Source organism: Herbaspirillum sp. FG34 (assembly GCF_057809315.1).
On record NZ_JBMDJS010000020.1, the window covers coordinates 18,612 to 41,860 of the forward strand.

General features: G+C 63.0%; 24 protein-coding genes. 6 read left to right on the forward strand and 18 right to left on the reverse strand.

Features of this window, described 5'->3' with window-relative positions:
• Positions 1-38: 38 nt before the first annotated feature.
• Together ACODSZ_RS20090 and ACODSZ_RS20095 are read right to left on the reverse strand one after the other, a co-directional pair.
• Complete coding sequence (locus ACODSZ_RS20090; protein ID WP_034350971.1) at positions 39-986, reverse strand: polyprenyl synthetase family protein; 948 nt, start codon at positions 984-986, stop codon at positions 39-41.
• Positions 986-1,270: an exodeoxyribonuclease VII small subunit gene (locus ACODSZ_RS20095; protein ID WP_175344691.1), complete on the reverse strand. Its 285-nt coding sequence runs from the start codon at positions 1,268-1,270 to the stop codon at positions 986-988. The genes ACODSZ_RS20090 and ACODSZ_RS20095 overlap by 1 nt, the downstream gene beginning before the upstream one ends.
• Before the next feature lie 267 nt (positions 1,271-1,537).
• Here ACODSZ_RS20095 and ACODSZ_RS20100 point away from each other — a divergent pair, with 267 nt between their 5' ends.
• The 3 genes from ACODSZ_RS20100 to ACODSZ_RS20110 all read left to right on the forward strand — a co-directional run bounded on the left by ACODSZ_RS20100 (position 1,538) and on the right by ACODSZ_RS20110 (position 4,715).
• Positions 1,538-2,659 (forward strand): aromatic ring-hydroxylating oxygenase subunit alpha, encoded by a 1,122-nt coding sequence (locus tag ACODSZ_RS20100; RefSeq protein WP_034350972.1) that lies wholly within the window; start codon positions 1,538-1,540, stop codon positions 2,657-2,659.
• Positions 2,660-2,889: 230 nt separating this feature from the next.
• A complete protein-coding gene (locus ACODSZ_RS20105) occupies positions 2,890-3,807 on the forward strand; it encodes a DMT family transporter (protein WP_488928407.1) in 918 nt (305 codons plus the stop codon).
• 50 nt (positions 3,808-3,857) lie between these two features.
• The gene (locus ACODSZ_RS20110; RefSeq protein WP_175344692.1) at positions 3,858-4,715 is read left to right on the forward strand and encodes a sulfurtransferase; all 858 of its coding nucleotides are present in this window, start codon (positions 3,858-3,860) and stop codon (positions 4,713-4,715) included.
• Positions 4,716-4,794: 79 nt separating this feature from the next.
• Here ACODSZ_RS20110 and ACODSZ_RS20115 read toward each other — a convergent pair whose 3' ends face one another.
• The 4 genes from ACODSZ_RS20115 to ACODSZ_RS20130 form a co-directional block, all read right to left on the reverse strand.
• Positions 4,795-6,996 carry a chemotaxis protein CheA gene (locus ACODSZ_RS20115; protein ID WP_488928408.1) on the reverse strand — a complete coding sequence of 734 codons (2,202 nt, stop codon included), beginning with the start codon at positions 6,994-6,996 and terminating at the stop codon, positions 4,795-4,797.
• Positions 6,997-7,011: 15 nt separating this feature from the next.
• Positions 7,012-9,186 (reverse strand): methyl-accepting chemotaxis protein, encoded by a 2,175-nt coding sequence (locus ACODSZ_RS20120; protein WP_488928409.1) that lies wholly within the window; start codon positions 9,184-9,186, stop codon positions 7,012-7,014.
• A 104-nt stretch (positions 9,187-9,290) separates the two neighbouring features.
• A complete protein-coding gene (locus ACODSZ_RS20125; RefSeq protein WP_008331889.1) occupies positions 9,291-9,875 on the reverse strand; it encodes a chemotaxis protein CheW in 585 nt (194 codons plus the stop codon).
• Between the two features lie 463 nt (positions 9,876-10,338).
• On the reverse strand, positions 10,339-10,491 hold the full coding sequence (locus ACODSZ_RS20130) for a rubredoxin (RefSeq protein ID WP_006461975.1): 153 nt from the start codon (positions 10,489-10,491) through the stop codon (positions 10,339-10,341).
• A gap of 98 nt (positions 10,492-10,589) precedes the next feature.
• On the opposite strand from ACODSZ_RS20130, the gene thiD reads away from it, so the two are divergent.
• Positions 10,590-11,438 (forward strand): bifunctional hydroxymethylpyrimidine kinase/phosphomethylpyrimidine kinase, encoded by an 849-nt coding sequence (gene thiD, locus ACODSZ_RS20135; protein WP_008331894.1) that lies wholly within the window; start codon positions 10,590-10,592, stop codon positions 11,436-11,438.
• 36 nt (positions 11,439-11,474) lie between these two features.
• Entirely contained in the window at positions 11,475-12,758 is a 1,284-nt protein-coding gene (hemL, locus tag ACODSZ_RS20140) for a glutamate-1-semialdehyde 2,1-aminomutase (protein ID WP_175344695.1), read from the forward strand.
• Between the two features lie 164 nt (positions 12,759-12,922).
• Here hemL and erpA read toward each other — a convergent pair whose 3' ends face one another.
• From erpA to rplM, 6 genes are all read right to left on the reverse strand, one after another.
• Positions 12,923-13,288 carry an iron-sulfur cluster insertion protein ErpA gene (gene erpA, locus ACODSZ_RS20145; RefSeq protein WP_008331898.1) on the reverse strand — a complete coding sequence of 122 codons (366 nt, stop codon included), beginning with the start codon at positions 13,286-13,288 and terminating at the stop codon, positions 12,923-12,925.
• A gap of 73 nt (positions 13,289-13,361) precedes the next feature.
• Entirely contained in the window at positions 13,362-13,757 is a 396-nt protein-coding gene (locus tag ACODSZ_RS20150; protein WP_175344696.1) for a bactofilin family protein, read from the reverse strand.
• A 9-nt stretch (positions 13,758-13,766) separates the two neighbouring features.
• Complete coding sequence (locus tag ACODSZ_RS20155) at positions 13,767-14,480, reverse strand: DUF6776 family protein (protein ID WP_175344697.1); 714 nt, start codon at positions 14,478-14,480, stop codon at positions 13,767-13,769.
• Between the two features lie 23 nt (positions 14,481-14,503).
• Positions 14,504-15,541: an N-acetyl-gamma-glutamyl-phosphate reductase gene (argC, locus tag ACODSZ_RS20160; protein ID WP_008331901.1), complete on the reverse strand. Its 1,038-nt coding sequence runs from the start codon at positions 15,539-15,541 to the stop codon at positions 14,504-14,506.
• A gap of 293 nt (positions 15,542-15,834) precedes the next feature.
• Positions 15,835-16,227 (reverse strand): 30S ribosomal protein S9, encoded by a 393-nt coding sequence (rpsI, locus tag ACODSZ_RS20165; protein WP_006461968.1) that lies wholly within the window; start codon positions 16,225-16,227, stop codon positions 15,835-15,837.
• 9 nt (positions 16,228-16,236) lie between these two features.
• Positions 16,237-16,665 (reverse strand): 50S ribosomal protein L13, encoded by a 429-nt coding sequence (gene rplM / locus ACODSZ_RS20170; protein ID WP_006461967.1) that lies wholly within the window; start codon positions 16,663-16,665, stop codon positions 16,237-16,239.
• A gap of 643 nt (positions 16,666-17,308) precedes the next feature.
• Here rplM and ACODSZ_RS20175 point away from each other — a divergent pair.
• Positions 17,309-17,767: an OsmC family protein gene (locus tag ACODSZ_RS20175; RefSeq protein WP_488928410.1), complete on the forward strand. Its 459-nt coding sequence runs from the start codon at positions 17,309-17,311 to the stop codon at positions 17,765-17,767.
• Between the two features lie 81 nt (positions 17,768-17,848).
• Here ACODSZ_RS20175 and coq7 read toward each other — a convergent pair whose 3' ends face one another.
• The 6 genes from coq7 to ACODSZ_RS20205 all read right to left on the reverse strand — a co-directional run bounded on the left by coq7 (position 17,849) and on the right by ACODSZ_RS20205 (position 23,236).
• Entirely contained in the window at positions 17,849-18,475 is a 627-nt protein-coding gene (gene coq7 / locus ACODSZ_RS20180; RefSeq protein ID WP_008331904.1) for a 2-polyprenyl-3-methyl-6-methoxy-1,4-benzoquinone monooxygenase, read from the reverse strand.
• Positions 18,476-18,581: 106 nt separating this feature from the next.
• Entirely contained in the window at positions 18,582-19,616 is a 1,035-nt protein-coding gene (gene pyrC / locus ACODSZ_RS20185) for a dihydroorotase (RefSeq protein ID WP_175344698.1), read from the reverse strand.
• A 225-nt stretch (positions 19,617-19,841) separates the two neighbouring features.
• Entirely contained in the window at positions 19,842-20,570 is a 729-nt protein-coding gene (locus ACODSZ_RS20190; RefSeq protein ID WP_008331909.1) for an amino acid ABC transporter ATP-binding protein, read from the reverse strand.
• 82 nt (positions 20,571-20,652) lie between these two features.
• Positions 20,653-21,348, reverse strand: coding sequence for an amino acid ABC transporter permease (locus tag ACODSZ_RS20195; RefSeq protein WP_488928411.1), 696 nt, complete (start codon positions 21,346-21,348; stop codon positions 20,653-20,655).
• A 3-nt stretch (positions 21,349-21,351) separates the two neighbouring features.
• Positions 21,352-22,101, reverse strand: coding sequence for an amino acid ABC transporter permease (locus ACODSZ_RS20200; RefSeq protein ID WP_175344700.1), 750 nt, complete (start codon positions 22,099-22,101; stop codon positions 21,352-21,354).
• Positions 22,102-22,288: 187 nt separating this feature from the next.
• Positions 22,289-23,236, reverse strand: a complete 948-nt coding sequence (locus tag ACODSZ_RS20205; protein ID WP_175344701.1) for an amino acid ABC transporter substrate-binding protein — start codon at positions 23,234-23,236, stop codon at positions 22,289-22,291.
• Between the last annotated feature and the right edge of the window lie 13 nt (positions 23,237-23,249).

Below are 23,249 nucleotides of genomic sequence, written 5' to 3' on the forward strand. Positions count from 1 at the left end.
CCGTCTTCATGCCTGGGTTGTGTCGGTGATCGGGTCGCTCAAGTCTTTCTCTGCACGATCAGGTCGGCCAGCTCGCGCAGGCGGCGCGCCTTCTCGCCAAAGGGCAGCAGCGCCGCATGCGCGTTGCCGCGCAGTTTCTCGGCCAGCGCCTGCGATTCGGCCAGGCCCAGGATCGAGACATAGGTCGGCTTGTTGTCGGCCGCATCCTTGCCAGCCGTCTTGCCCAGCGTGGCCGAGTCGGCGGTGGCATCAAGGATGTCATCAACCACCTGAAAAGCCAGGCCGATGGCGCGCGCATACTCGTCCAGCGCGGCGCTCTCGTCGGCCGTCAGGGCCTTGCCGCCCAGCGCGCCCAGCAACACGGCTGCGCGCAGCAGGGCACCGGTCTTGAGGCGGTGCATCTGTTCCAGTTCGGCCAGCGACAGGGTCATGCCGACGCTGGCCAGGTCAATCGCCTGGCCGCCGCACATGCCCACCGAACCGGCCGCCTGGGCCAGCAGGTTGACCATGCGCAGCTGGCGCGCCGAAAGACCGGGATCGTGCTGGCCGAGTTCGGCCTCCAGCGGCGCCGACAGGGTCTCGAAAGCCTGTGCCTGCAGGGCATCACCGACCAGCAGCGCAGTCGCTTCGTCGTACTGCACGTGCACGGTAGGCTTGCCGCGGCGCAGGGCATCGTCATCCATGCAGGGCATGTCGTCATGCACCAGCGAATAGACGTGGATCATCTCGACTGCAGCCGCAGCCCGGTCCAGCAGCACGCGCGGCGTGGCGAAGATGTCTCCGGCCGCGTAGACCAGCAGCGGGCGCACCCGCTTGCCGCCCTCCATGGCAGTGTAGCGCATGGCTTCATGCAGGCGCGCCGGCACTACCGAGGTCGGCGCCAGGAAGCGGTCCAGCACGTCTTCCATGCCACCCTGCACCTGACCAGTCCAGTCGGCAAAAGCTAGCGGGGCCTGCGCGCTGGCGGCCGGCATCTGTGCATTCATCAATCGTCCCCGGCGGAAGCGTCCGCTGCGTTGAAGGGCTTGAGCATGTCGCCCTCGAGCAGCTTGACCTGGCTGTCCACCTTCTCGAGCTGACCGGCACAGAACTTGACCAGTTCGGAACCGCGCTTGTAGGCGGCCACCGAGGCTTCCAGCGGCAGCTCGCCGGCTTCCATGCGGGCCACGAGCTGTTCCAGCTCCATCATCGCGTCCTCGAAGGAGACAGGCAGGGCCCCGGCCGCCGCAGAGGCAGCAGCAGAGGATGCAGCAGCAGAGGTTCTAGGCATATCGACCCATTCAAAAATTCAGCCGGGTATTTTAGAACAAACCGGCGATCCCCAAGTCAATGAAGGGCGTGGAAATGTCGGTGCATTTCGAGCCGAGCTTGTAAATTCGGCCAATTTACTGGCATTTTGGCCACAAAACCCGGCCCCTTATGGGGGTTTTATGGCATAATCCACGGTTCTGTCCAAAATTTCCTCTTCATATTATTTGAACACAGGTTTTTGCGGATTTTCTTCCTTAGGTTGGTGCAAATTAATTTGGGGGCGGAAATGTCCGATCTTGCTACTTTTGCCAAATTGGCGCGTTCAAACGCGCAACTTCCAGTCCACGTCTACTTCGACGAACCGCTCCATCAGCGGGAACTGAAACAACTCTTCCAGCAAGGACCTCGTTACGTCGGCCATGAGCTGATGGTGCCCGAAGCGGGTGACTATGCCACGCTGCCGTGGGAAAACGAAGGCCGCATGCTGGTGCGCAATGCGCAGGGTATTGAACTGCTGTCCAACGTGTGCCGTCACCGCCAGGCCAAGATGCTCGATGGTCGCGGCCATGCTGCCAACATCGTCTGTCCCCTGCATCGCTGGACCTACGATCTGAAGGGCGAACTGATCGGCGCGCCGCATTTCGGCGAGACGCCGTGCATGAACCTGTCCAAGACTGCGCTGCAAAGCTGGAACGGGCTGCTGTTCGAGAACAACGGCGTCAACATCGCCGACAAGCTCAAACACCTGGGTGTGACGCGCGATCTGGATTTCTCGGGCTATCTGTACGACCACACCGAAGTGCACGAGTGCGACTACAACTGGAAGACCTTCATTGAGGTCTATCTGGAGGATTACCACGTCGAGCCCTTCCATCCTGGCCTGGGCAACTTCGTGAGCTGCTCCGATCTGAAGTGGGAATTCGGCCGCGACTACAGCGTCCAGACCGTGGGCGTGAACCACGGCCTGATCAAGTCCGGCTCGCCCACCTACGCCAAGTGGCAGGAAAAGCTGCTGCAGTTCTCCAACGGCAAGCCGCCCAAGTACGGCGCCATCTGGTTGACGCTCTACCCCAACATCATGGTGGAGTGGTATCCGCACGTGCTGGTGGTGTCCACGCTCTGGCCGACCGGTCCGCAGAAGACCACCAATGTGGTGGAGTTCTACTATCCGGAAGAGATCGCCCTCTTCGAACGCGAACTGGTGCAAGCCGAGCGCGCCGCCTACATGGAGACCTGCGTCGAGGATGACGAGATCGCCCAGCGCATGGATGCCGGTCGTCGTATACTGATGGATCGCGGCACCAGCGAAGTCGGTCCCTACCAGTCGCCCATGGAAGACGGCATGCAGCACTTCCACGAGTGGTATCGCCAGCAGCTGGACGTGCCGCAGGGAACCAGCACACCATAACCAGGCCCACAGGCCGCGCAGGGGGAAAGCAGATGCAGGCAACGCGGCAAGCTCACGACGGACGCAATCTGCGTCGTCATTGTCCGCCGCCCTCGCCCGACCTCTGCTCCTGCTGCACAACGGCAGCCCCGGTTCACGCCGGGGCTGCCGTTTTCTTTGGCACCGGCGCCTGCCCGGCTCTTACTGCCTGTGCCTTGCTCCTTCTCCCCTCACTCTACTGAACCGCCGCCATGCAATCGCTCTGGATGCTCGTTGCCTCATTCCTCTTTGCCGTCATGGGTGCGTGCGTCAAGCTCGCCAGCAGTTACTACTCGACGTCGGAGATCGTGCTCTGCCGGGGCGTGATCGGCGTGCTCTTCATCCTCGGTCTGATCCGTGTGCGCGGCGGCACGCTGCGCACCCCCTTCCCGCGCGATCACTTCATCCGCGGCGGCGTGGGCGTGATCTCGTTGTGGATGTGGTTCTACTCCTTCAGCCTGCTGCCGGTGGCGACGGCGAAGACGCTGAACTACATGTCCTCGATCTGGATCGCGGTGATGCTGTTCGTGGCCGGCTGGTGGCAGGGACAGAAGAAATTTGAATGGGGACTGGCCGGCACGGTGGCGCTGAGCTTCCTGGGCGTGGCACTCTTGATGCGGCCTTCGCTCAATGCCGAGCAGTTGCTGGGCGGTGCCATCTCGCTGGCCTCCGGCGTGCTCTCGGCACTGGTGTACCTGCAGGTGCGCAAGCTGGGACTGCTGGGGGAACCGGAGTACCGCGTGGTGTTCTACTTTTCTGCCACCGGCGTTCTGGCCGGTCTGATCGGTAGCGTGGTGACCGGCCGCGTACCGCTATGGCACAGCCATTCCTGGATCGGTGCACTGCTGGTGCTCATGATAGGCTTGACGGCCACCACCGCGCAGATTGCCATGACGCGCGCCTACCGGCTCGGCAATACGCTGGTCACCGCCAACCTGCAATACACCGGCATCGTCTTCTCCAGCCTCTTCGGGGTGCTGATCTGGGGCGACGCGCCGGGCTGGATCGGCTGGCTGGGCATGGCCATCATCCTGGCCAGCGGCATGTTGGCCACCTATCGCAACCAGCGCAAGACTCAGGCGCTGGCCAGGAACGTTCCCAAGGTGGACCCGATCGCCACCGAAGTCTGAATCACCGAATCCTGCCCGTCTGCAGGGCCTATGAACAAAAGGAGAGCCTCATGACCTATCAGACCCTCATCAGCGCCAGCGAGCTGAAGTCGCGCGCGCAATATCTGAACATTGTTGTCGTGGATTGCCGTCACGACCTGAGCAACCCCGCCTTCGGCCGCGAAGCCTACGCTGCCGGCCACCTGCCGCAGGCACGCTTTGCCCATCTGGATGAGTTGCTCTCCGGTCCCAAGACCGATGCCGCCGGGCGCTTCCACGGTCGCCATCCGCTGCCGGACCGTCAGCAGTTCGTGCAGGCCATGCGCGAGCTGGGCATCAACAACGACACCCAGGTGGTGGCCTATGACGCCCAAGGCGGCATGTATGCCGCGCGCCTGTGGTGGCTGCTGCGCTGGATCGGCCATAGCGACGTGGCCGTGCTCGATGGCGGCATGGCGGCCTGGCAGGCACTGGGCGAGACCCTCACCAGCGAGATACCTGGACCGGCGATGCCCGGCAACATCCAGGATCTCTCCTCGCTGGTAAAAACGGTGGATGCGCAAACCCTGCTGGACAATCTCAAGAGTCAGACGCTGCAGGTGGTCGATGCACGCGCACCGGACCGCTTCCGCGGCGAGAACGAAACCATCGATGCCGTGGGCGGCCATATCCCGGGCGCGAAGAATCGCTTCTTCAAGGACAACCTGCAAGCCGATGGCCACTTCAAGAGTGCCGCGCAATTGCGCGAGGAATGGCTGTCGGTGCTGGGTGATCCGCAGGCCGCAGTGATGCAGTGCGGCTCGGGCGTGACAGCCTGCCACAACCTGCTGGCGCTGGAAGTGGCGGGCTTGCCGGGGGCGCATTTGTATCCTGGCTCGTGGAGCGAATGGAGTTCCGATCCGCAGCGCCCGGTGGCCACCGGCCACTGACAGGCGCAGCCAGCGGTCCCTGGCGAACGTGTGCCTGGTGCGAACGCCGAAGCAGGCGCCGCTGGCCCGCCCAAGACCACTATCGTACGTTGGCAGCCGCCGCGCCGTCATCGACGCGGCGCGAGCCGGCCAGCAGCAGCGGGTTGATGATGAGCACGATCTGCCCGTCTCCCAGCACGGTGGCACCGACCATGCCGGACAGCGTAGCCACCTGTGGCCCGACCGGCTTGACCACCACTTCGCGGTTGCCGCTGACGTGATCGGCCATGATGACCATCAGTTCATCGCCGTTCTTGATGAGCAAGGCAAAGGCCGAATCGGCTTCACCACTGCCTGGCGGCGACACCGGCGGCGGCTCGTCCAGCAGGCTGTGCAGTGGATGCAGCGCCAGTTGCCGGCCATTGACCTCCAATGCGCGCTGCGCCAACGCCTGGCGCGCCTGTTGGCTGCGCAGCTGGATCACGCTGTCGATGAGGGTGGAGGGGATGGCGTACTGCTGCTGCCCGTGGTGCAGCAGGCAGACCTGCTGCACCGCCAGTGACAGCGGCAGATAGAGCGTGAAGAGCACGCCCTGCCCCGGCCACGAATGCACGGTGATGCGCCCGCCCAGCGCGGCCACTTCGGCGCGCACCACATCCATGCCGATGCCGCGCCCGGCCAGGGCCGAGACCTGAGCGCTGGTGCTGAAGCCGGGTTCGAAGATCAGCTCGGCCAGGCGCGCCTCGCTCCAGTGCTCCACGCCGGGCAGACCACGTTGCAGCGCCTTGCGGCGAATAGCGGCGAGGTCCAGGCCGTGGCCATCGTCGCGCACGCGGATGACGGCTTCATTGCCTTCGTGCCCGGCCTGGATGCGCAGGTGGCCGCTGGTCGGCTTGCCGGCCGCGCGGCGCAAGGGCGCCTCCTCGATGCCGTGTACGGCGGCATTGCGCAGCAGGTGTTCCAATGGCCCCATGAGGCGCTCCAGGATGGCGCGGTCGATCTGCAGGCGGCAGTCCGACAGGTCCAGCGCCAGGGGCTTGCCGGTTTCGGCCGCGACCTGGCGCGCCAGGTGCTGCATGCGAGGCTCCATGCTGTTGAACTTGACCATGCGTGCATGAATGAGCTCCTGTTGCAGCTCACGCGTGGTGCGACCTTGCAGCCGCAGCCCTTCCCGCGTTTTCATCACCCGCTGCAACAACTGCTTCTGGCGCGCCATGGCGGCCGCCAGGGCTGCTTCCATGACCTGGGCCAGCTCGCTCAGGCCTGCGCTGGCGTCACCTCGGGGGACCAGGCTGCCCTGCTCCCAGCCGCGCTGCCAGCGCCGCAACTGCCGGGCCAGGGAGTCCAGTTCTTCACCCAGTACGCGGGCATCGCCCTGCAGGGCGCCTATTTCATTGTCCAACTGGGCGCGGCTGATCGACACTTCACCCACCTGGTTCAGCAGCCTGTCCAGCACGGTGGTGCGGATACGTACCAGCGGCGCAGTCAGCCGTCCCTCGGCGGCCTTGCTGCCCGGCGCGGGGGCGGGCATGATCGCGCTGGTGGCAGCACCGGGCAGGGCAACCAGGCCCTGTTCCAGGATGCTGAAATGTTCTACCGCCTGGTCATACAGGGCCAGCAAGGCAGCCACGCTGCGCGGCGCAGGACTACCGGGGCTGCCCAGCCGTTGCAAGGCGCCTTCCATGTCATGCAGGCAGCGGCTCAGGTGCAGTGCCCCCACCATGCGCGCGCTGCCCTTGAGCGTATGCAGGGGACGCGCCAGTTCGGCCAGCAGACTGCTCTCGACGGCATCGGGATGCTCGCCCTCGGGCAGCACCAGCAAGGTCTCGCCGATGCCGGCGATGAGCTCTTGCGCCTCCTCCAGGAACACCGGCAGCAGCACCGGATCGATGACTTCGGGCGGCAAGCGGGTCGCCGGCGTCAAGGCTCCGTCCAACTGGGCTGACAGGGTCTGGATGCCGGCTTCGATGAGATCTTGCAGGCCCGCCTGCACGCCAGCCTCGCTGCAGTGCTGCAGCTGTTGCAGCAGGCCCGAGGCCGACTCGGCAAAGACGCTGGCGCCGCTGTTGGCGGCGTAATCGCGCAGCGCCGCCAGCGTACGCAAGACCAGGGCGGGCAGTCGCGGCGCACCGTCTCCCTGACCGAGGCGGGCGGCCCAGGCGGCGCTTTGCTGGCGCACGATCACCAGCAGCGGACGCAAGGTCTCGCGCAAGCGTTCGTCAACGCCGCCCGGGCGTACGTCGGCTGAGGTGACGATCGAGGCAGGGCACTGGGCGGCTGGCATGTCGTGTCCGGTGATCATGGGCGGCAATCGGGGTCAAGTCACCTTGATGCGGAAGCGCGAGACCGAGCTTTCCAGCTGGCGGGCGGCATCCCACAATTCTTCATACAGCGTGGACACCTGCTCGCGGCTCTGCTCGATGATGTCGTTCTCGCGCAGGATGCCCTGGATCTGCTGGGCCACCCCATTGGCCGACACCGCCTGCCCGCGGGTGGATACGGCCATGCCCTGGATCAGTTCGGCCAGGCGCTTGGAGACGCTGCGGATATCGGCCAGGGCACTGCCGGCTGCATCCGACAGCACGGCACCATCAGTGACACCGGTGGTGGATTTTTCCATCGCCACCACCACGTCGCGGGTATCGGCCTGGATCATCCTGACCAGCGCGCCGATTTCGCGCGTGGCGGCACTGGAGCGCTCGGCCAGGTGCTGCACTTCCTCGGCCACCACCGAGAAGCCGCGCCCGGCCTCGCCTGCCGAGGCGGCCTGGATGGCGGCATTGAGCGCGAGCACGTTGGTGCGCTCGGTAATGTCGGAAATGAGCTCGGTGATCTCCCCGATCATCTGCGACGAGGCTCCCAAGCGCTTGATGCGCTCGGAGGTCTCGCGGATCTGCTCTCCGATGCCGTCCATGGCCTTGACCGCATCTTCCACCGCGCGCGCGCCACGCTCGGCCACCACCACGGCGTGGCGGGCGACATCGGCGGATTCGTCGGCCGAGACCGAGATACCGGTGATGTGATTGGACATTTCCAGCATGGCCTGTGCGATGCGCTGGATGCGCCGCGCCTGGGCCCGCGCGGCGGCGCCCAGCTCGGTGGTGGTGCCGCGCACATGTTCGGAACTGTGCGCCACCTTGGCGGCCATCTGCGTGACCTGCTCGACCAGACCGCGCAGGGCTTCGACGGTGTAGTTGACGGAATCGGCGATGGCTCCGGTGACATCGTCCGATACCGTGGTATGCACCGTCAGGTCGCCATCGGCCACGCGCTGCAGCTCGGTCATCAGGCGCAGCACGGCAGCCTGGGTCAGGTGGTTGGCGCGCATGGCCTTTTCTTCTTCCTGCTGGGCCAGCTGACGCTGCAGCTCGGCCTCCTGGCGCCGCAGCTCGGCGGCGGCGGCGTTGTTGCGGCTGCTTTGCAACTGCACCAGGGCAATCCCGATGGCACTCAAGAGTGCCAGCGCCATCGCGCAGAGCACCGCCCAGAAGGTCCAGGAACGCGCTTTCAGGGCCACCCGGTAGGCTTCCTGCAGGTCGGTCAGATGGCGCTTGAGGGTCTCGTTTTCAGTGAAGACCAGCTGCTCGGAACGCTTGGCCGCGATGAAATTCTGCAGATTGCCCAGAATGCCGGTGACCTGCGGCTGGTAATCGCCGAAGACCCGCATGAGGTCCTGCAGCTTGGTACGCAGGTCGGGATCGCTGGCAGCCCGCAGGCGCAGCATGTCGTTGCCCTCCAACAGACTCTTGAGCAGATCGCCGAAGGCGGTGATGTCCTTGCCGAGCATGAAGGCGGTTTCGGCATTGACGCCATCGGAGGTGAGGAACTCATTGGAGCTGCGGCCCAGGCGCAGGGTCAGCATCACCAACTGGCTGGCAGCGGTCATCTCGCGCGTGGTCGGGCGGCCCTGGGATTGCAGCATGGCGATCTGCTCGCTCAGGTCCAGCATGACCGGCAGCAGTTCGTTGAGCCGCTTCAGGGTAGTGCCGAACCCGGTCAGTTCCCTTTCCATGCCGAGGATGGTCTCGGCCGCCAGGTCGGTACGGCGCCACAGACGTGCCACGTTCTCCAGCGCCGGCTTGAGGGCAGGATCAGGCAGGCCGATATTTTGTCCCTGGTAGGGCCCGCCGCTGCTGAGCAACAGCAGCCCGCGATTGAATTCGAGACGGCTCTGCGCCAGTTGCACAAAGGCCTGTGGATTGCCCTGTATGGCATTGGGCACGGCCTTGCCGATACGCTGGGAGTGCATCACCAGGTCCGATGCCAGGTTGGTCTGCAGGGTGGCCAGCAGATACAGGCGCGCTCCCAGCCACATGAACAGGCACAGCGCGGCCAGCGACAGCGCCAGCACGCCCAGCAGCACCCGGGTCTGGGTGCGCAGTGAATAACGATGCAGCCAGGGCAGGCGCAGACCGCTGCCAGGCGGCACGGCAGGCCGCCTGGCCTCGGCCACGGCATTCTTTTTCGACAGAGACGGCAAGGTCGGTTCCATGGCCGGTGTTCCTATTCCCTCTTGGCAGATCTCGAAGATCTTTCGGATTTCTCAGGTATTTCAGGTATTCGTATTGCGCGCACTGCTGATCCGGCGGCCCGCTGCTAGCGGCCGATCTGCAGGAAACGGCTATCCTGGATCAACTGCGACAGGTCCAATTCATCCCATTGCTGACCACTGTTGTCTTTATAACGTCCGTTGATGCCCGGTAACGCGATTTCCGTCTCGAAGTTTTTCGATATTCGCGTCATTTCTGTGATGTCTCGCAGGCCCAGGACGCGTGAGAGCAGCAAAGCGCAATGGGGCGCCAGGCCATCGGCCAGCAGCAAGGCATGACTACCGCGCCCGATTTCCTGCAATGCGGCCTCGGCCAGTCCCATGAGGTCAGCCAGGCCGATGAGACTGCCGCGGATGTTGAGCAGACCGAGAAACCACGCCTGCGTGGCCGGGACGGGCGTGACGGGCAGGCCGGCCAGCGGGACGATCTCGCCGGCCTGGGCCAGCGGTATCAGATAGTGCTGCTCGCCCATGGCCACCGCCAGGCGGCGCGAGCGCATGCTTTCATTGTCGGACGCGGCCATGCGCGTGATCAGCGAGGCCTGGAACTGCTCCAGCCCCTCGCGCTCCTGCAGGCCGGGCGAGTCGCAGACGGGGGCTGCATCGATGACGAAATCCTTGGTGTGTGGCATACCAGCCTCATGTGACAGTTGGAAAAGGCCATGTCATCCGGCACGCCCGGCATGGGCGATGCGCACGCACGCCATACCGCTCCGGCGGCGCGATGGCGTGGCTGGACTCAATGACAAGACCGTTGGGGGAGGTTGCCTCACGGCGGACGGGCGGACATCTGTGCGTCCTGTTTCCGGTCACGCAGGCAAAGCTGGTACTGGAGGAGATTTTACCCAGAAAAGTTCACCGTTTTTCCAGCGGGCAAAGGGCCTGCACCACCAGGCAGAAAAAATGATGGGAAAACGAGACGAACCCGTGAGATTGGGAGAGTTTGATCCACATCAAATCCCGCCCGGCAGGAAAAAAGAGCGGGTGTACGGCGCCTCTTCGGGTGAAGGAGACGCCGCCAGCGCAGCGCCAGGAGCCTGGCGCCGGTGCGCGTTGCCGAAACCGTCGGCGGCGGTCATTGCGTTCAGGCGGCGATCAGATCGCCACCATCTCGAAATCTTCCTTGCGGGCGCCACATTCCGGGCAGGTCCAGTTGATGGGGACGTCGTCCCAGCGGGTGCCTGGGGCGATGCCTTCTTCGGGCAGGCCTGCTTCTTCGTCGTAGATCCAACCACAGATCAGGCACATCCAGGTTTTGAATTCGGTTTGGCTGCTATTCGTCACGGCTGACTATCCCTAAAATCAATCAAGTAAAATGCTAAGTCAGCTATCTTAATCTACTCGACGTGCAAAACCAAACTCCTCCCCTCATCCTCAGCTTCGGCGCCGCCGATCCGGTCGGCGCCACGGGCGTGCAGGCCGATCTCGCCACTTTCGCCGCCATGGGCTGCCACGGTTTGTCGGTGGTGACGGCTTTGCTCATCGGCGACACCGCCCGCGTCGAAGACGTGCAGGTGGTCGACGTGGACTGGGTCGCCGACCAGGCCCGCGTGATCCTCGAAGACATGGCCGTGGCCGCCTTCAAGGTGGGCGCCCTGGGCAGTATCGAGAACATCTCGGTGATTGCCGAGATCGTCTCCGACTACCCCGACGTTCCGCTGATCCTGGACCCGTTCATCAGCGCCCTGGCCAATCAGGAGGACGAGGATGACCGCCTGATTGCCATCCGCGAACTGCTGATCCCGCAAGCCACCGTACTGATCTGCTCGGCCGGCGAGCTTACCCGCCTGGCCGAGACCTGGCGCGAACCGGTGCCGGGCGATGCGCTCGAACTGGACGCCATGCACATCATCGAGATGGGCTGCGAATACCTGCTGGTGACCAATACCCAGACCGACCTGCAGGAAGTAGCCAATTCGCTCTTCGACGAATCCGGCCTGGTGCGCCAGGATGCCTGGCCGCGCCTGCCCGGCTCCTTCGTCGGTGCCGGCAGCACGCTCTCGGGCGCCATGGCGGCCATGCTGGCCAATGACCTGGAAGTGCCGCTGGCAGCTTCCGAGGCGCAGGAGTTCACCCTGGCCGCGCTGGCCAATGCCCAGCGCATCGGCATGGGCAAGCTGCTGCCCGACCGCTATTTCTGGGCGCGCGAATCGGAGGATCCCGCCGATCTGGACGCGCCGCCCTCCATCAACTGATCTGATCCACGAATCCGGACTCGACTCCGCAAGCTCATGACCAAGACCAATGCAACCCTGTTCGCCCGCGCCCAGCAAAGTACGCCGGGCGGCGTCAACTCCCCGGTACGTGCCTTCCGCTCGGTAGGCGGCACCCCGCGCTTCATCGAACGCGCCGAAGGCCCCTGGTTCTGGGATGCCGAAGGCCAGCGCTACATCGACTACATCGGCTCCTGGGGCCCGGCCATCGTCGGCCACGCCCATCCGGAAGTGGTCAAGGCGGTGCAGCTGGCGGCCGCGCGCGGCCTGTCCTTTGGCGCGCCGACCGAGGCCGAGATCGAGATGGCCGAGGAAATCATCAAGCTGGTCCCCTCCATCGAACAGATCCGCCTGGTCTCCTCCGGCACCGAAGCCACCATGAGCGCGCTGCGCCTGGCCCGTGGTGCCACCGGTCGCGACAAGATCATCAAGTTCGAAGGCTGCTATCACGGCCACGCCGATTCCCTGCTGGTCAAGGCCGGCAGCGGCTTGCTGACCTTCGGCAACCCGACCTCGGCCGGGGTGCCGGAAGATTTTGCCAAGCACACCCTGGTGCTGGACTACAACAATGCCCAGCAGCTGGAAGAAGCCTTCAAGACTGCCGGCAACGAAATCGCCTGCGTGATCGTGGAGCCGGTGGCCGGCAACATGAACCTGGTGCGGGCCACCGACGAATTCCTGCGCACCATGCGCCGCCTGTGCACCGAATACGGCGCCATCCTGATCTTCGATGAAGTGATGTCCGGTTTCCGCGTGGCCCGTGGCGGCGCCCAGGAATTGAATGGCATCGTCCCCGACCTGACGGCGCTGGGCAAGGTGATCGGCGGCGGCCTGCCGGTGGCGGCCTTCGGCGGTCGTGCCGAGGTGATGAAGCATCTGGCGCCGCTGGGCGGGGTCTATCAGGCAGGTACGCTGTCGGGCAACCCGGTCACCGTGGCGGCCGGCATGGCGACCCTGAAGATCATCCAGCAGCCCGACTTCTACGAACTCCTGGCGGCACAGACCCGCAAGCTGACCGATGGCCTGAGCGCGGCGGCCAAGGCGGCTGGTGTGCGTTTTGCCGCCGATGCGATTGGCGGCATGTTCGGCCTGTACTTCGATACCAAGGTGCCGACCAGCTATGCCGAGGTGATGCAGGGCGACAAGGAGCGCTTCAACCGCTTCTTCCACAAGATGCTGGATGCGGGCGTGTACTTTGCACCGTCGGCCTTCGAGGCTGGCTTCGTATCGGCCCAGCACAGCGATGCCATCATCGAGGAAACCATCGCCGCTGCGGCAAAAGCCTTCACTGACTTGGGGTAAGGCGAACAAGGGCTTTTGCGGCGTCCAGGAACAGACGTCGGGAAGGCCCGCCGGACGGTGGCCCCAGGCCGATATGAAGATTCAAGACATGAAAAAAGGACGCCGCGGCGTCCTTTTTCTTCATCTCCCCGCAAACCAGCATGGTACGGGGAGTCTGGCGGCACTTACACCGAGAAGGAAGAGCCGCAACCGCAAGTGGTCGTGGCGTTCGGATTCTTGATGACGAATTGCGCGCCTTCCAGGTCGTCCTTGTAGTCGATCTCGGCGCCCACCAGATACTGGTAGCTCATCGAGTCGATCAACAGCTGGACGCCGTTCTTGCTCATGGTGGTGTCGTCTTCGTTGACGATTTCATCGAAGGTGAAACCGTACTGGAAACCCGAGCAACCACCACCCTGCACGAAGACGCGCAGTTTCAGGTCGGGATTGCCTTCTTCCTCGATCAGCTGGGCCACCTTGGCGGCTGCGCTGTCGCTGAAGTTGATCGGGGCGGGCATGTCGGTTTGTTGCAGTTCGGCTACGGCATTCATTTCGGGCTCCTGCTGGGCTTGAGGCGGATCAATACATTAGATCGATAAAGCCATTATAAGCGCTTGCGGATTTTCATGCTTCCGACGATACGGCCAGCTTCAGCATGGGCGTCTCCGCCTGCTGATCATGGCTGAGCTTGCCCGACACCAGGGCCCCGCCGTGCATCTCCAGGGCCTTGTAGAAGACGTTGCCGGTAATGCGAGCCTTGGGCTGCAGCTCCAGCAGTTCGGTGGAGTGGACGTCGCCAATGATCTCGCCATTGACGATCAGATGCGCGGCACGCACCTCGCCGATCACCTTGGCGTGTTCCGAGATGACCAGCACGCTGGGCTGACCGCTCTCGGCATTGATGTTGCCGGTAATGGCGCCGTCAATGCGCAGGCCGCCCTTGAAACCGACGTCGCCCGTGATGCTGGTGGACATGCCGATGAGGCTGTCGATCGTGCTCTTGGTCTTGCGTGTAAACATGGAATCACCTCACAGATCTACCGACTGCTGGGCACGCACCTGGCCGCGGTCGAGAACTCGGACCGCCACCGATTTAACGATGGCGCCCTCGGGAATGGTCAGCAGGCCTTCGACCCGCTGATAGTACTTGAATGCGAGCCGGTAGCGCGCCTGGTCAGTGGCATTGCCTTCCGGAAAGTTGATGGTAACACCTTTGCCGCCCTGCACCATATTGACACTAAGCTGTAGGTTTCCTGCAAACTGTTGCGTTCCCCCACCACCCTGCATGACCAGCACGCGATAGCGTACCTGGTTGGGCGCCGCCTGTTCGGCCTTGAAGCGCTGGATGGTGATGCCGGGCGCGCCCAGGTTGGTGGGCAGCAGGCTGTCGAAGAAAGCCAGGTCTTCCTTCTGACGGTTGTTTTCCGCCTCCAGGTTCTTGACCTGGGTCGCCAAGGTGGCCTGCGCCGTCTGGGCAATCTTCAATTCATTTTGCGACGCGTTGGCGGCGGATTGCAAGCGCTCATTTTCGGCGCTCAACTTCTTGACCTGCTCGCTCAACTGCTCGATCTGCTCGCTGGCATCGCCGGCATCGGCGTGCAGGCCCGGCAGGTTGTTGCGGCCGAGCTGGTAGGTCCAGACCGCCGCCGCCGCACCCACGCCCACCACGGCAGCCCACAGAAGGATCATCAGCGGCCAGGGCAGGTGCCGCTTGATGGTCATCTTCGGCGCTGAAATCGTCATGCGCCGACGCCACAAGCGGTACTTCACGGCAGGACCGGGACCTGCTGCAGGCCGGTGGTTTCTTCCAGCCCGAACATCAGGTTCATGCACTGCACGGCCTGACCGGAAGCGCCCTTGACCAGGTTGTCCTGGACCACCAGCACCACCACGGTATCGCCATTGTCCGGACGATGCACGGCCAGGCGCAGCATGTTGGAGGCGCGCGTGGTGCGGGTCTCGGGATGCGATCCGAAGGGCAGCACATCGACGAAGGGCTCATCCTTGTAAGCCTCCTCGAACAGGGCCTGCAGGGCGGCGTTGTCGATGTCCTTGTTCAGACGCGCGTAGAGGGTGGAGTGCATGCCACGGATCATCGGCACCAGGTGCGGAGTGAACAGCAGGCCCACCTTGTCACTGGTCAGGTGCGAGAGGCGTTCGATGGTTTCGGGCGAGTGGCGATGGCCGGAGACGCCATAAGCCTTGAAGTTGTCGGAGGCTTCCGAGAACAGCAGGCTCAGTTCAGCCTTGCGGCCGGCGCCGGAAACGCCGGACTTGCAGTCGGCGATCAGGTGCGAGGCATCGATCACGCCGGCCTTCAAGAGCGGGGCAAAGCCCAGCTGCATGGTGGTCGGATAGCAACCCGGGTTGCCCACCACGCGCGCCTTGCGGATGGCTTCGCGGTTCAGTTCGGGCAGGCCGTAGGCGGCTTCCTTCAACAGGTCTGTGCAGCTGTGCGGCAGCTTGTACCACTTCTCGAAGGCGGCCACGTCCTGCATGCGGAAGTCGGCAGCAAGGTCGATCACCTTCACACCGGCGGCCACCAGTTCCGGTGCCTGGGCCATGGCCACGCCGTGCGGGGTGGCGAAGAAAACCACGTCACAGTCGGTCAGGCGCGCCTTGTCGGGCGAAGAGAAGGCCACGTCCACGCGGCCGCGCAGGGAAGGATACATCTCGGCCACCGGCATGCCGTCTTCCTTGCGCGAGGTCACGGCTTCCACCCGGGCCTGGGGGTGCGTGGCAAAAATACGCAGCAATTCGACACCGGTGTAACCGGTTCCGCCAACGATACCTACCTTGATCATGTCTGTTCCTTGCAAAAAAAAGCGAAGAAATACGCCGTGGCGGATGAGCGCTGCAGGTACGCGCATCGACTGCATCGACCCCATCGCGACATCACACGCCGGAAAGCTTTCAATTCTAGCAGGAGAATATTTCCCCCTGATTTCCCATTGGGAAGTTATTTCCGTAAATAGCCGGAATACTCGTCACAATGCGAGACGCGCTGTCGGTACCGCCCCTTGCGGCAAAGCAGGCAGGCAAGAAAGCAAAAAGCCGTCGGCAGCATGCCGACGGCTTTCCGTAATGCAGGAAACGATTAACGCTTCGAGAATTGCTTTGCGCGACGTGCCTTGCGCAGACCAACCTTCTTACGTTCGACTTCACGCGCGTCACGGGTGACGAAGCCTGCGTTGGACAGAGCCGACTTCAGGCCGGCATCGTAGTCGATCAGAGCGCGGGTGATGCCGTGGCGAACAGCGCCGGCCTGGCCGGACTCGCCGCCACCGTGGACGTTCACCTTGATGTCGAAACGTTCGACGTTGCCGGTCAGTTCCAGCGGCTGACGGATCACCATCAGGCCGGTTTCGCGGGAGAAGTATTCAGCGGCGGGCTTGCCATTGACGATGATGTTGCCCGAACCTGCCTTGATGAAAACACGCGCCACTGCACTCTTGCGACGGCCGGTTCCGTAATTGTAGTTACCGATCATGTCTGTTCCTTAGAGGGCGAGGGGTTTCGGTTGCTGGGCCGAGTGCGGATGGTTGCCATCTGCATAGACCTTCAGCTTCTTGATCATGGCGTAGCCCAGCGGACCCTTGGGCAGCATGCCCTTGACGGCCTTCTCCAGCGCACGGCCGGGGAAACGCTGCTGCATCTTCAGGAAGTTGGTTTCGTAGATGCCGCCCGGATAACCGCTGTGGCGGAAATAGGTCTTTTCAGTGGCCTTGGTGCCGGTCACGCGCAGCTTGCCTGCGTTGACGACGACGATGAAGTCACCGGTATCGACGTGCGGAGTGAATTCGGGTTTGTGCTTGCCGCGCAGTCGGAGTGCCACTTCGCTGGCAACACGTCCGAGGACCAAGTCCGTCGCGTCAATCACGAACCACTCGCGCTGAACCTCATGGGCTTTAGCGGAAAAGGTCTTCATGTTTGACTTTCTCTATCAGTATATAAACGCTCAAATGGCGGTTCCGCTCATGCGGGCCAGCCGGCCGATGCCTGCTGTCCTTGCTGCTTCGCTTTGCGGACTCATCCTTCTATCTCCCCGAGCGCATGGGAAAGCCGGCAAGTATAGCCTTTTCAAGGACTTAGCGTCAAAAGGTTTCGCGGGATTGTGGCGGCGATCCGGCAATTTTCCCGGGTTTTATCGCGGGAAGACGGCATTTCGTTGCCGCAGGAGCAACTTTGCATCGTGCTTTGACCGAGTTTGCCGGAAAAAAGACAAAAAAAACCCGGACACTGAGGTTCCGGGTTTAATCCACACCAATGAGGAGGGTGGAGGAGACATCGTTACGTGCTGCAAAAACTTCCGTTGAATTCAATATAGCAAAGCGGTTTGTGCGACGCAATAACGCGCAGCGAATAAATTTGTAACTGTCTGCAAGCGGCATCACTACTGAGTTACAAGTTGCCGAAAGCGCAGTGGAAATGCGATAGATGAATAATAATCCGACAATTTTTCCGCAGCGCAAAAATCATGAAGCTTCACATGCCCTCCCCTGCACTGGCTGCGGGCGCGCGCATCAAAAGCTACAATACGCAGCTTCATGGAACCGATTGGGGCGATACAGATGGAATGCACAGTACGTTGGACCGGCTTGTCCGGCATGACCTTCACGGCGGAAACCGGTTCGGGCCACCTGCTGACGATGGATGGCGCGCCCGATGGCGGCGGCCGCAACCTGGCGCCGCGTCCGATGGAAGTGGTGCTGGCCGGCACCGGCGGCTGCACCGCCTATGATGTGGTGGTGATCCTGCGCAAGAGCGGCCAGGACGTGCGCGGCTGCGACGTGACCCTGAAGTCGGAACGCGCCGAGACCGATCCCAAGGTCTTCACCAAGATTCATTTCCACTTCACCGTGCGTGGCCGCAATCTGAAGAGCAATGTGGTGGAACGCGCCATCAAGCTGTCCCACGACAAGTATTGCTCGGCCTCGATCATGCTGGAGAAGACCGCCGAGATGACGCACTCCTTCGAGATCATCGACGACCTGACCGATGCCTCTTCGGCCGCCGCCCAGCAGCAGTAAGCGCCGGGGACGGAAGCAGCCAAAGAAAAAAGCGGCCGAGGCCGCTTTTTTCATGTCCGCCACGCCTGTGGCGATCCGATATCAGATCCGGTAAGCGACCGTGGTCATGACCTTGGCCATGGCCTTCATCATCCCGCGCACCGGGGCCGGCACTTCGGCCGCGCCCAGATCACGTGCGGCCTGGCCGTGTTCGATTTCATCCAGGCGCATCTGGTCGACGATGGCGCGCGAGCGGTTGTCCTGGGCCGGCAGCTTGTCCAGGTGGCCCAGCAGGTGGTGCTCGACCTGGCGCTCGGTCTCGGAGACGAAGCCCAGGTTGCGCGCATCCCCCAGGCGTGCGGCAATACTGCCCAGTACATAGGCCCCGCCATACCACAGCGGATTGAGCAGACTGGTATGTGAACCCAGCTCACGCAGGCGTTCGGCAGTCCAGGCCAGGTGATCCTCTTCCTCAATGCCTGCGCGCCGGAAGGCTTGCTTGATATCCTCGGTCTGGGCAAACCGGCCCTGGGCATCGTAGAGCGCCTGGGCACACACCTCACCCACATTGTTGACCCGCATCAGCCCGGCCGCGTGGCGCTTCTCGGCCTCGTTCATGACACCGTCCGGCAGGCCGCGCCCCGGGTTGGGACGGCTCTCGAACACCACGCCGTTGATCACGCGCAGCGCCTTGTCGAAATCGGTAATCAGTTCATCGACGAATTGCATACAGCTCGCCTTTCTTTCGTTGTGATGGACAGCCCGGCCCTTGCAGTCGGAAGCCGGGGCCGGGGACGAAGCAACACGGCTGGTCCGCGAAGCAGACCAGACTCTGTCAGACCATCTTCCAGTGGATCTGTTCGCCCGCCGACAGCGGCACGACGGTGGCCTCGCCCATGGGCAGCTCGGCCGGGATGGCCCAGGTCTCGCGCTTCAGGGTGACGGTGCCGGTATTGCGCGGCAGGTTGTAGAAGTCCGGACCGTTGAAGCTGGCGAAGGCCTCGAACTTGTCCAGCGCACCGGCGCTGTCGAAGGCCTCGGCATACAGCTCCAGCGCGTGCAGCGCGGTGTAGCAGCCGGCACAGCCACAGGCGTGCTCCTTGGCGCCCTTGGCATGCGGAGCCGAATCGGTACCGAGGAAGAACTTGTCATTGCCCGAGGTCGCTGCCGCCACCAGTGCCTTGCGATGGGTCTCGCGCTTCAAGACCGGCAGGCAGTAGTAGTGCGGACGAATGCCGCCCTTGAAGATCTCGTTGCGGTTGAACAGGAGGTGGTGCGCGGTGATGGTGGCCGCCGTCGGGCCCTCACCGGCCAGTACGTAGTCGGCCGCTTCCTTGGTGGTGATGTGCTCGAAGACCACCTTCAGCTCCGGCATGGCCTGACGCAGCGGCTTCATGATACGGTCGATGAAGACGGCTTCGCGGTCGAACAGGTCGATCTCGGGGTCGGTCACCTCACCGTGGACCAGGAAGGGCATGCCCACTTCCTGCAGCACTTCCAGGGTCTTGTAGCACTTGGAGAGATCGGTCACGCCGGCATCCGAATTGGTGGTGGCGCCGGCCGGATAGAGCTTCACGGCCTTGACGAAGCCGCTTTCCTTGGCACGGCGGATTTCCTCGGGCGGGGTATTGTCGGTCAGGTAGAGCACCATCAGCGGCTCGAAGTCCATGCCGGCGGGCAAGGCTGCCAGGATGCGATCGCGATACGCACCGGCCTGCGCGGTGGTAGTTACCGGCGGCTTCAAGTTGGGCATGACGATGGCGCGGGCGAACTGGCGTGCAGTATGGGGCAGCACGTCCTGCATGGTGGCGCCGTCGCGCAGGTGCAGGTGCCAGTCGTCCGGGCGGGTGATGGTCAATACGTTGCTCATTGCGATGCTCTTTCGGTCTTGGAGTGGGGGGCAGTCTCAGTGTCTGGCAAGGCATCCCGGCGGATGCGGGCTGTGGAGAGCCAGCCGCGATGTCTTCAAGGGCGACATTCTACCGTAGCCGTCAAGCACCCCGGGAGCAAGCCCTGACCCGCTTTTGACCTGGCACAAACGACAAGGGCCGCCCCGTTGCCGGAGCGGCCCTTGCATTGACACTGGCTACGGCGATCAGTGAGTGATGATCTTGGCCAGGAAATCACGTGCGCGTTCCGAGCGCGGCGAAGCGAAGAACTCGTCCTTGGCGCAATCTTCGACCACCAGGCCCTTGTCCATGAAGACCACGCGGTTGGCGACCTTGCGGGCAAAGCCCATTTCGTGGGTCACGACCATCATGGTCATGCCTTCCTGGGCCAGGCCGACCATGACGTCGAGCACTTCATTGATCATTTCCGGGTCCAGCGCCGAGGTCGGTTCATCGAAGAGCATGGCGATCGGGTCCATCGACAGTGCGCGGGCAATCGCCACGCGCTGCTGCTGGCCGCCGGAGAGCTGGCCGGGGAACTTGTCCTTGTGTGCCAGCAGGCCCACGCGGTCCAGGTACTTCAGGCCCTTTTCGGTAGCCTCTTCCTTGGAGCGACCCAGCACCTTGATCTGGCCGATGGTCAGGTTCTCGCGGATGGAGAGGTGCGGGAACAGCTCGAAATTCTGAAACACCATGCCGATGCGCGCGCGCAGCTTGGACAGGTTGGTCTTGGGGTCGCCCACCGAGACACCATCGACCGTGATGGTGCCCTTCTGGAACGGCTCCAGGCCGTTGACGGTCTTGATCAGCGTGGACTTGCCCGAACCGGACGGGCCGCACACCACCACCACATCGCCCTTCTTGACGGAGGTCGAGCAGTCGGTCAGGACCTGGAAGCTGCCGTACCACTTGCTGACGTTGTTGAGTTCAATCATTGGATTCTCCTGGATTTCTGAATTCTGGATTCACTGGCCGCCACCTGGCGCAACAGCGCACGGGCGGCGGCCGTCAAAGGCATTAGCGGATGATGGCGATCTTCTTCTGGAAGCGCTTCACCAAGGCCGACAGGCCGAAGCTGAGGATGAAGTAGACCACGGCCACGAACAGGTACATTTCCACCAGACGGCCATCACGCTGCGCGATCTTGGAGGCGCTGGTGACGAAGTCGGGCACCGAACCCAGCACGTAGACCAGCGACACGTCCTGGAACAGCACGATGGTTTGCGTGAGCAGAATCGGGGTCATGTTGCGGAAGGCCTGCGGCAGCACCACGTTGCCCATCATCTGCCAGTAGTTCATGCCGATGGCATAGCCGGCGAACACCTGACCACGCGGGATGGACTGGATGCCCGAACGCATGATCTCGCAGTAATACGCCGCCTCGAACAGGATGAAGGTGATCAGGGCCGATTCGAAGGCGCCGACCTGGATAGGCTCGGAGGCACCGATGATCCAGGCGCCGATGAAAGGCACCAGGAAGTAGAACCAGAAGATCACCAGCACCAGCGGAATGGAGCGGATCAGGTTAACGTAGGTGGTCGCGATGAACGACAGCGGCTTGTTGGACGACAGGCGCATCATGGCCAGCAGCGTGCCCAGGATGATCCCGCCCAGCATGGCCGAGAAGGTCAGGATGAGCGTGAACTTCAGGCCGGTCGTGAACAGGTAGACCCAGGAACGCTGGATGACGTCGAAATCGAAATTGCTGAACATGGATCAATGCCCTCCTGCGCTGGTGCTGCCGCCGGTGATATAGCCGGGAACGGCGGTGACTTTTTCCAGCAGACGCGCCAGGAACAGCGCGATGACCGAAATGATCACGTAGATGATGGTGGCGCCAGTGAGGGCCTCGAAGGTCTGGAAGGTGAATTCGCGCATCGAGTAGGTCGCCGCGGTCAGTTCCACCAGACCGATGGTCAGCGCCACCGAGCTGTTCTTGATGATGGCGGCAAATTCGTTGGTCAGCGCCGGAATGATGATGCGGAAAGCCATCGGCAACAGCACATAGCGGTAGGTCTGCGTGGGCGTCAGGCCCAGTGCGGCGCCGGCCATGCGCTGGCCGCGCGGCAGCGCCTGGATGCCGGTGGTCACCTGCACGGCCACACGGGAGGAAGTGAAGAAGCCCAGGGCCAGGGTCGCGGTCACGAAGGACGCATCCGGCAGGCTCTTGATCCAGTCACCGAGGGCCTTGGGCAGCAGTTCCGGTATCACGAAATACCACAGGAACATCTGTACCAGCAGCGGGATGTTGCGGAACAGTTCCACGTAGCCGTTGGCAATGCGCACGACCCAGGGCTTGGTGGTGGTACGCAGGGTACCGAAGATGGTGCCCAGGACCAGTGCCATGATCCAGGCGCAGGCGGCCGTGGCCAGGGTCCATTTCAGGCCCGCCAGCAGCGTATCGATGTAGGGGATGCCATCGGGAGACATCTCCCAGAAGATTCCCCAATTCCAGTTGTAATGCATAAATGGCCTCGTCTGTGTTCGAAGTCTGTGTTCTCGGGCGCGGTCACCAGGCAAATGCCGCGCCGCTTCTTGTTGGGTCAGCACCGGCGCCACCCCAGCCTTGCTGCCGGGCAAGCGGGGCGGCTCCGGCTAAACAAAACGGGGGACAGGCCCCCGTTTCATCCAATTGCACGAAGCAATGTGCTGATTACTTCTTCTTGCCCATGTTCTTCTGCGCTTCCGGCACGGCAGCATAAGCAGCCGGATCGTAGGAGTCGGTAGGCTTGGCCATGACGGCCTGCAGCTGCGGGCTCATCGGCACGTTCAGGTTGACACCCTTGGGCGGGATCGGCGACTGGAACCACTTGGCGTAGATCTTCTTGATGTCGTCACCCTTGTAGACCACGGTCAGCGCATCGTCCACGACCTTCTTGAACTCCTTGTCACCCTTGGGCAGGATCAGGCCGTACGGCTCGACCGACAGGGCTTCCGAGGACACCTGGTAGTCGCCCGGCGCCTTGGAGTTGGCAGCCAGCGAGGACAGCAGGATGTCGTCCATCACGAAGGCAGCGGCACGGCCGGTTTCCACCATCAGGAAGGCTTCGGCGTGGTCCTTGGCAGCCAGGATGTTCATGCCCAGGTTGCGTTCGGCGTTCAGCGCAGTAATCTGCTTCAGGTTGGAGGTGCCGGAGGTCGACACGATGGTCTTGCCCTTGAGGTCATCCAGCGTCTTCAGGTTGGCCGACTTCTTGGACAGGAACTTGTTGGCGGTCACGAACTCGGTCATCGAGAAGGCCACCTGGTTCCAGCGCTCCTGGTTGTTGGTCGCGGAGTCGCAGGAAATGTCGGTGGTACCGTTGGCGATGAGCGGAATGCGGGTGGCCGACGTCACGGGCACCATCTTGATGTTCAGCGAGGTCAGGCCCAGCTTCTTCTGGATCGCGGTCGCGGCCTTCAGGCACAGGTCGATCGAGTAGCCCTGATAGGACTGCTTGTCGTCCAGATAGGAGAAGGGGATCGACGAATCGCGCACACCCAGCGTCAGGGTACCCGAGTCCTTGATCTTCTTCAGACGGCCGGTGAATTCCTCAGCATGCACCGAGCTCATCAGTACGCTTGCCCCAACCAAAACCCCTGCTAGCTTCAATAACTTCATTGTGTGACCTCCT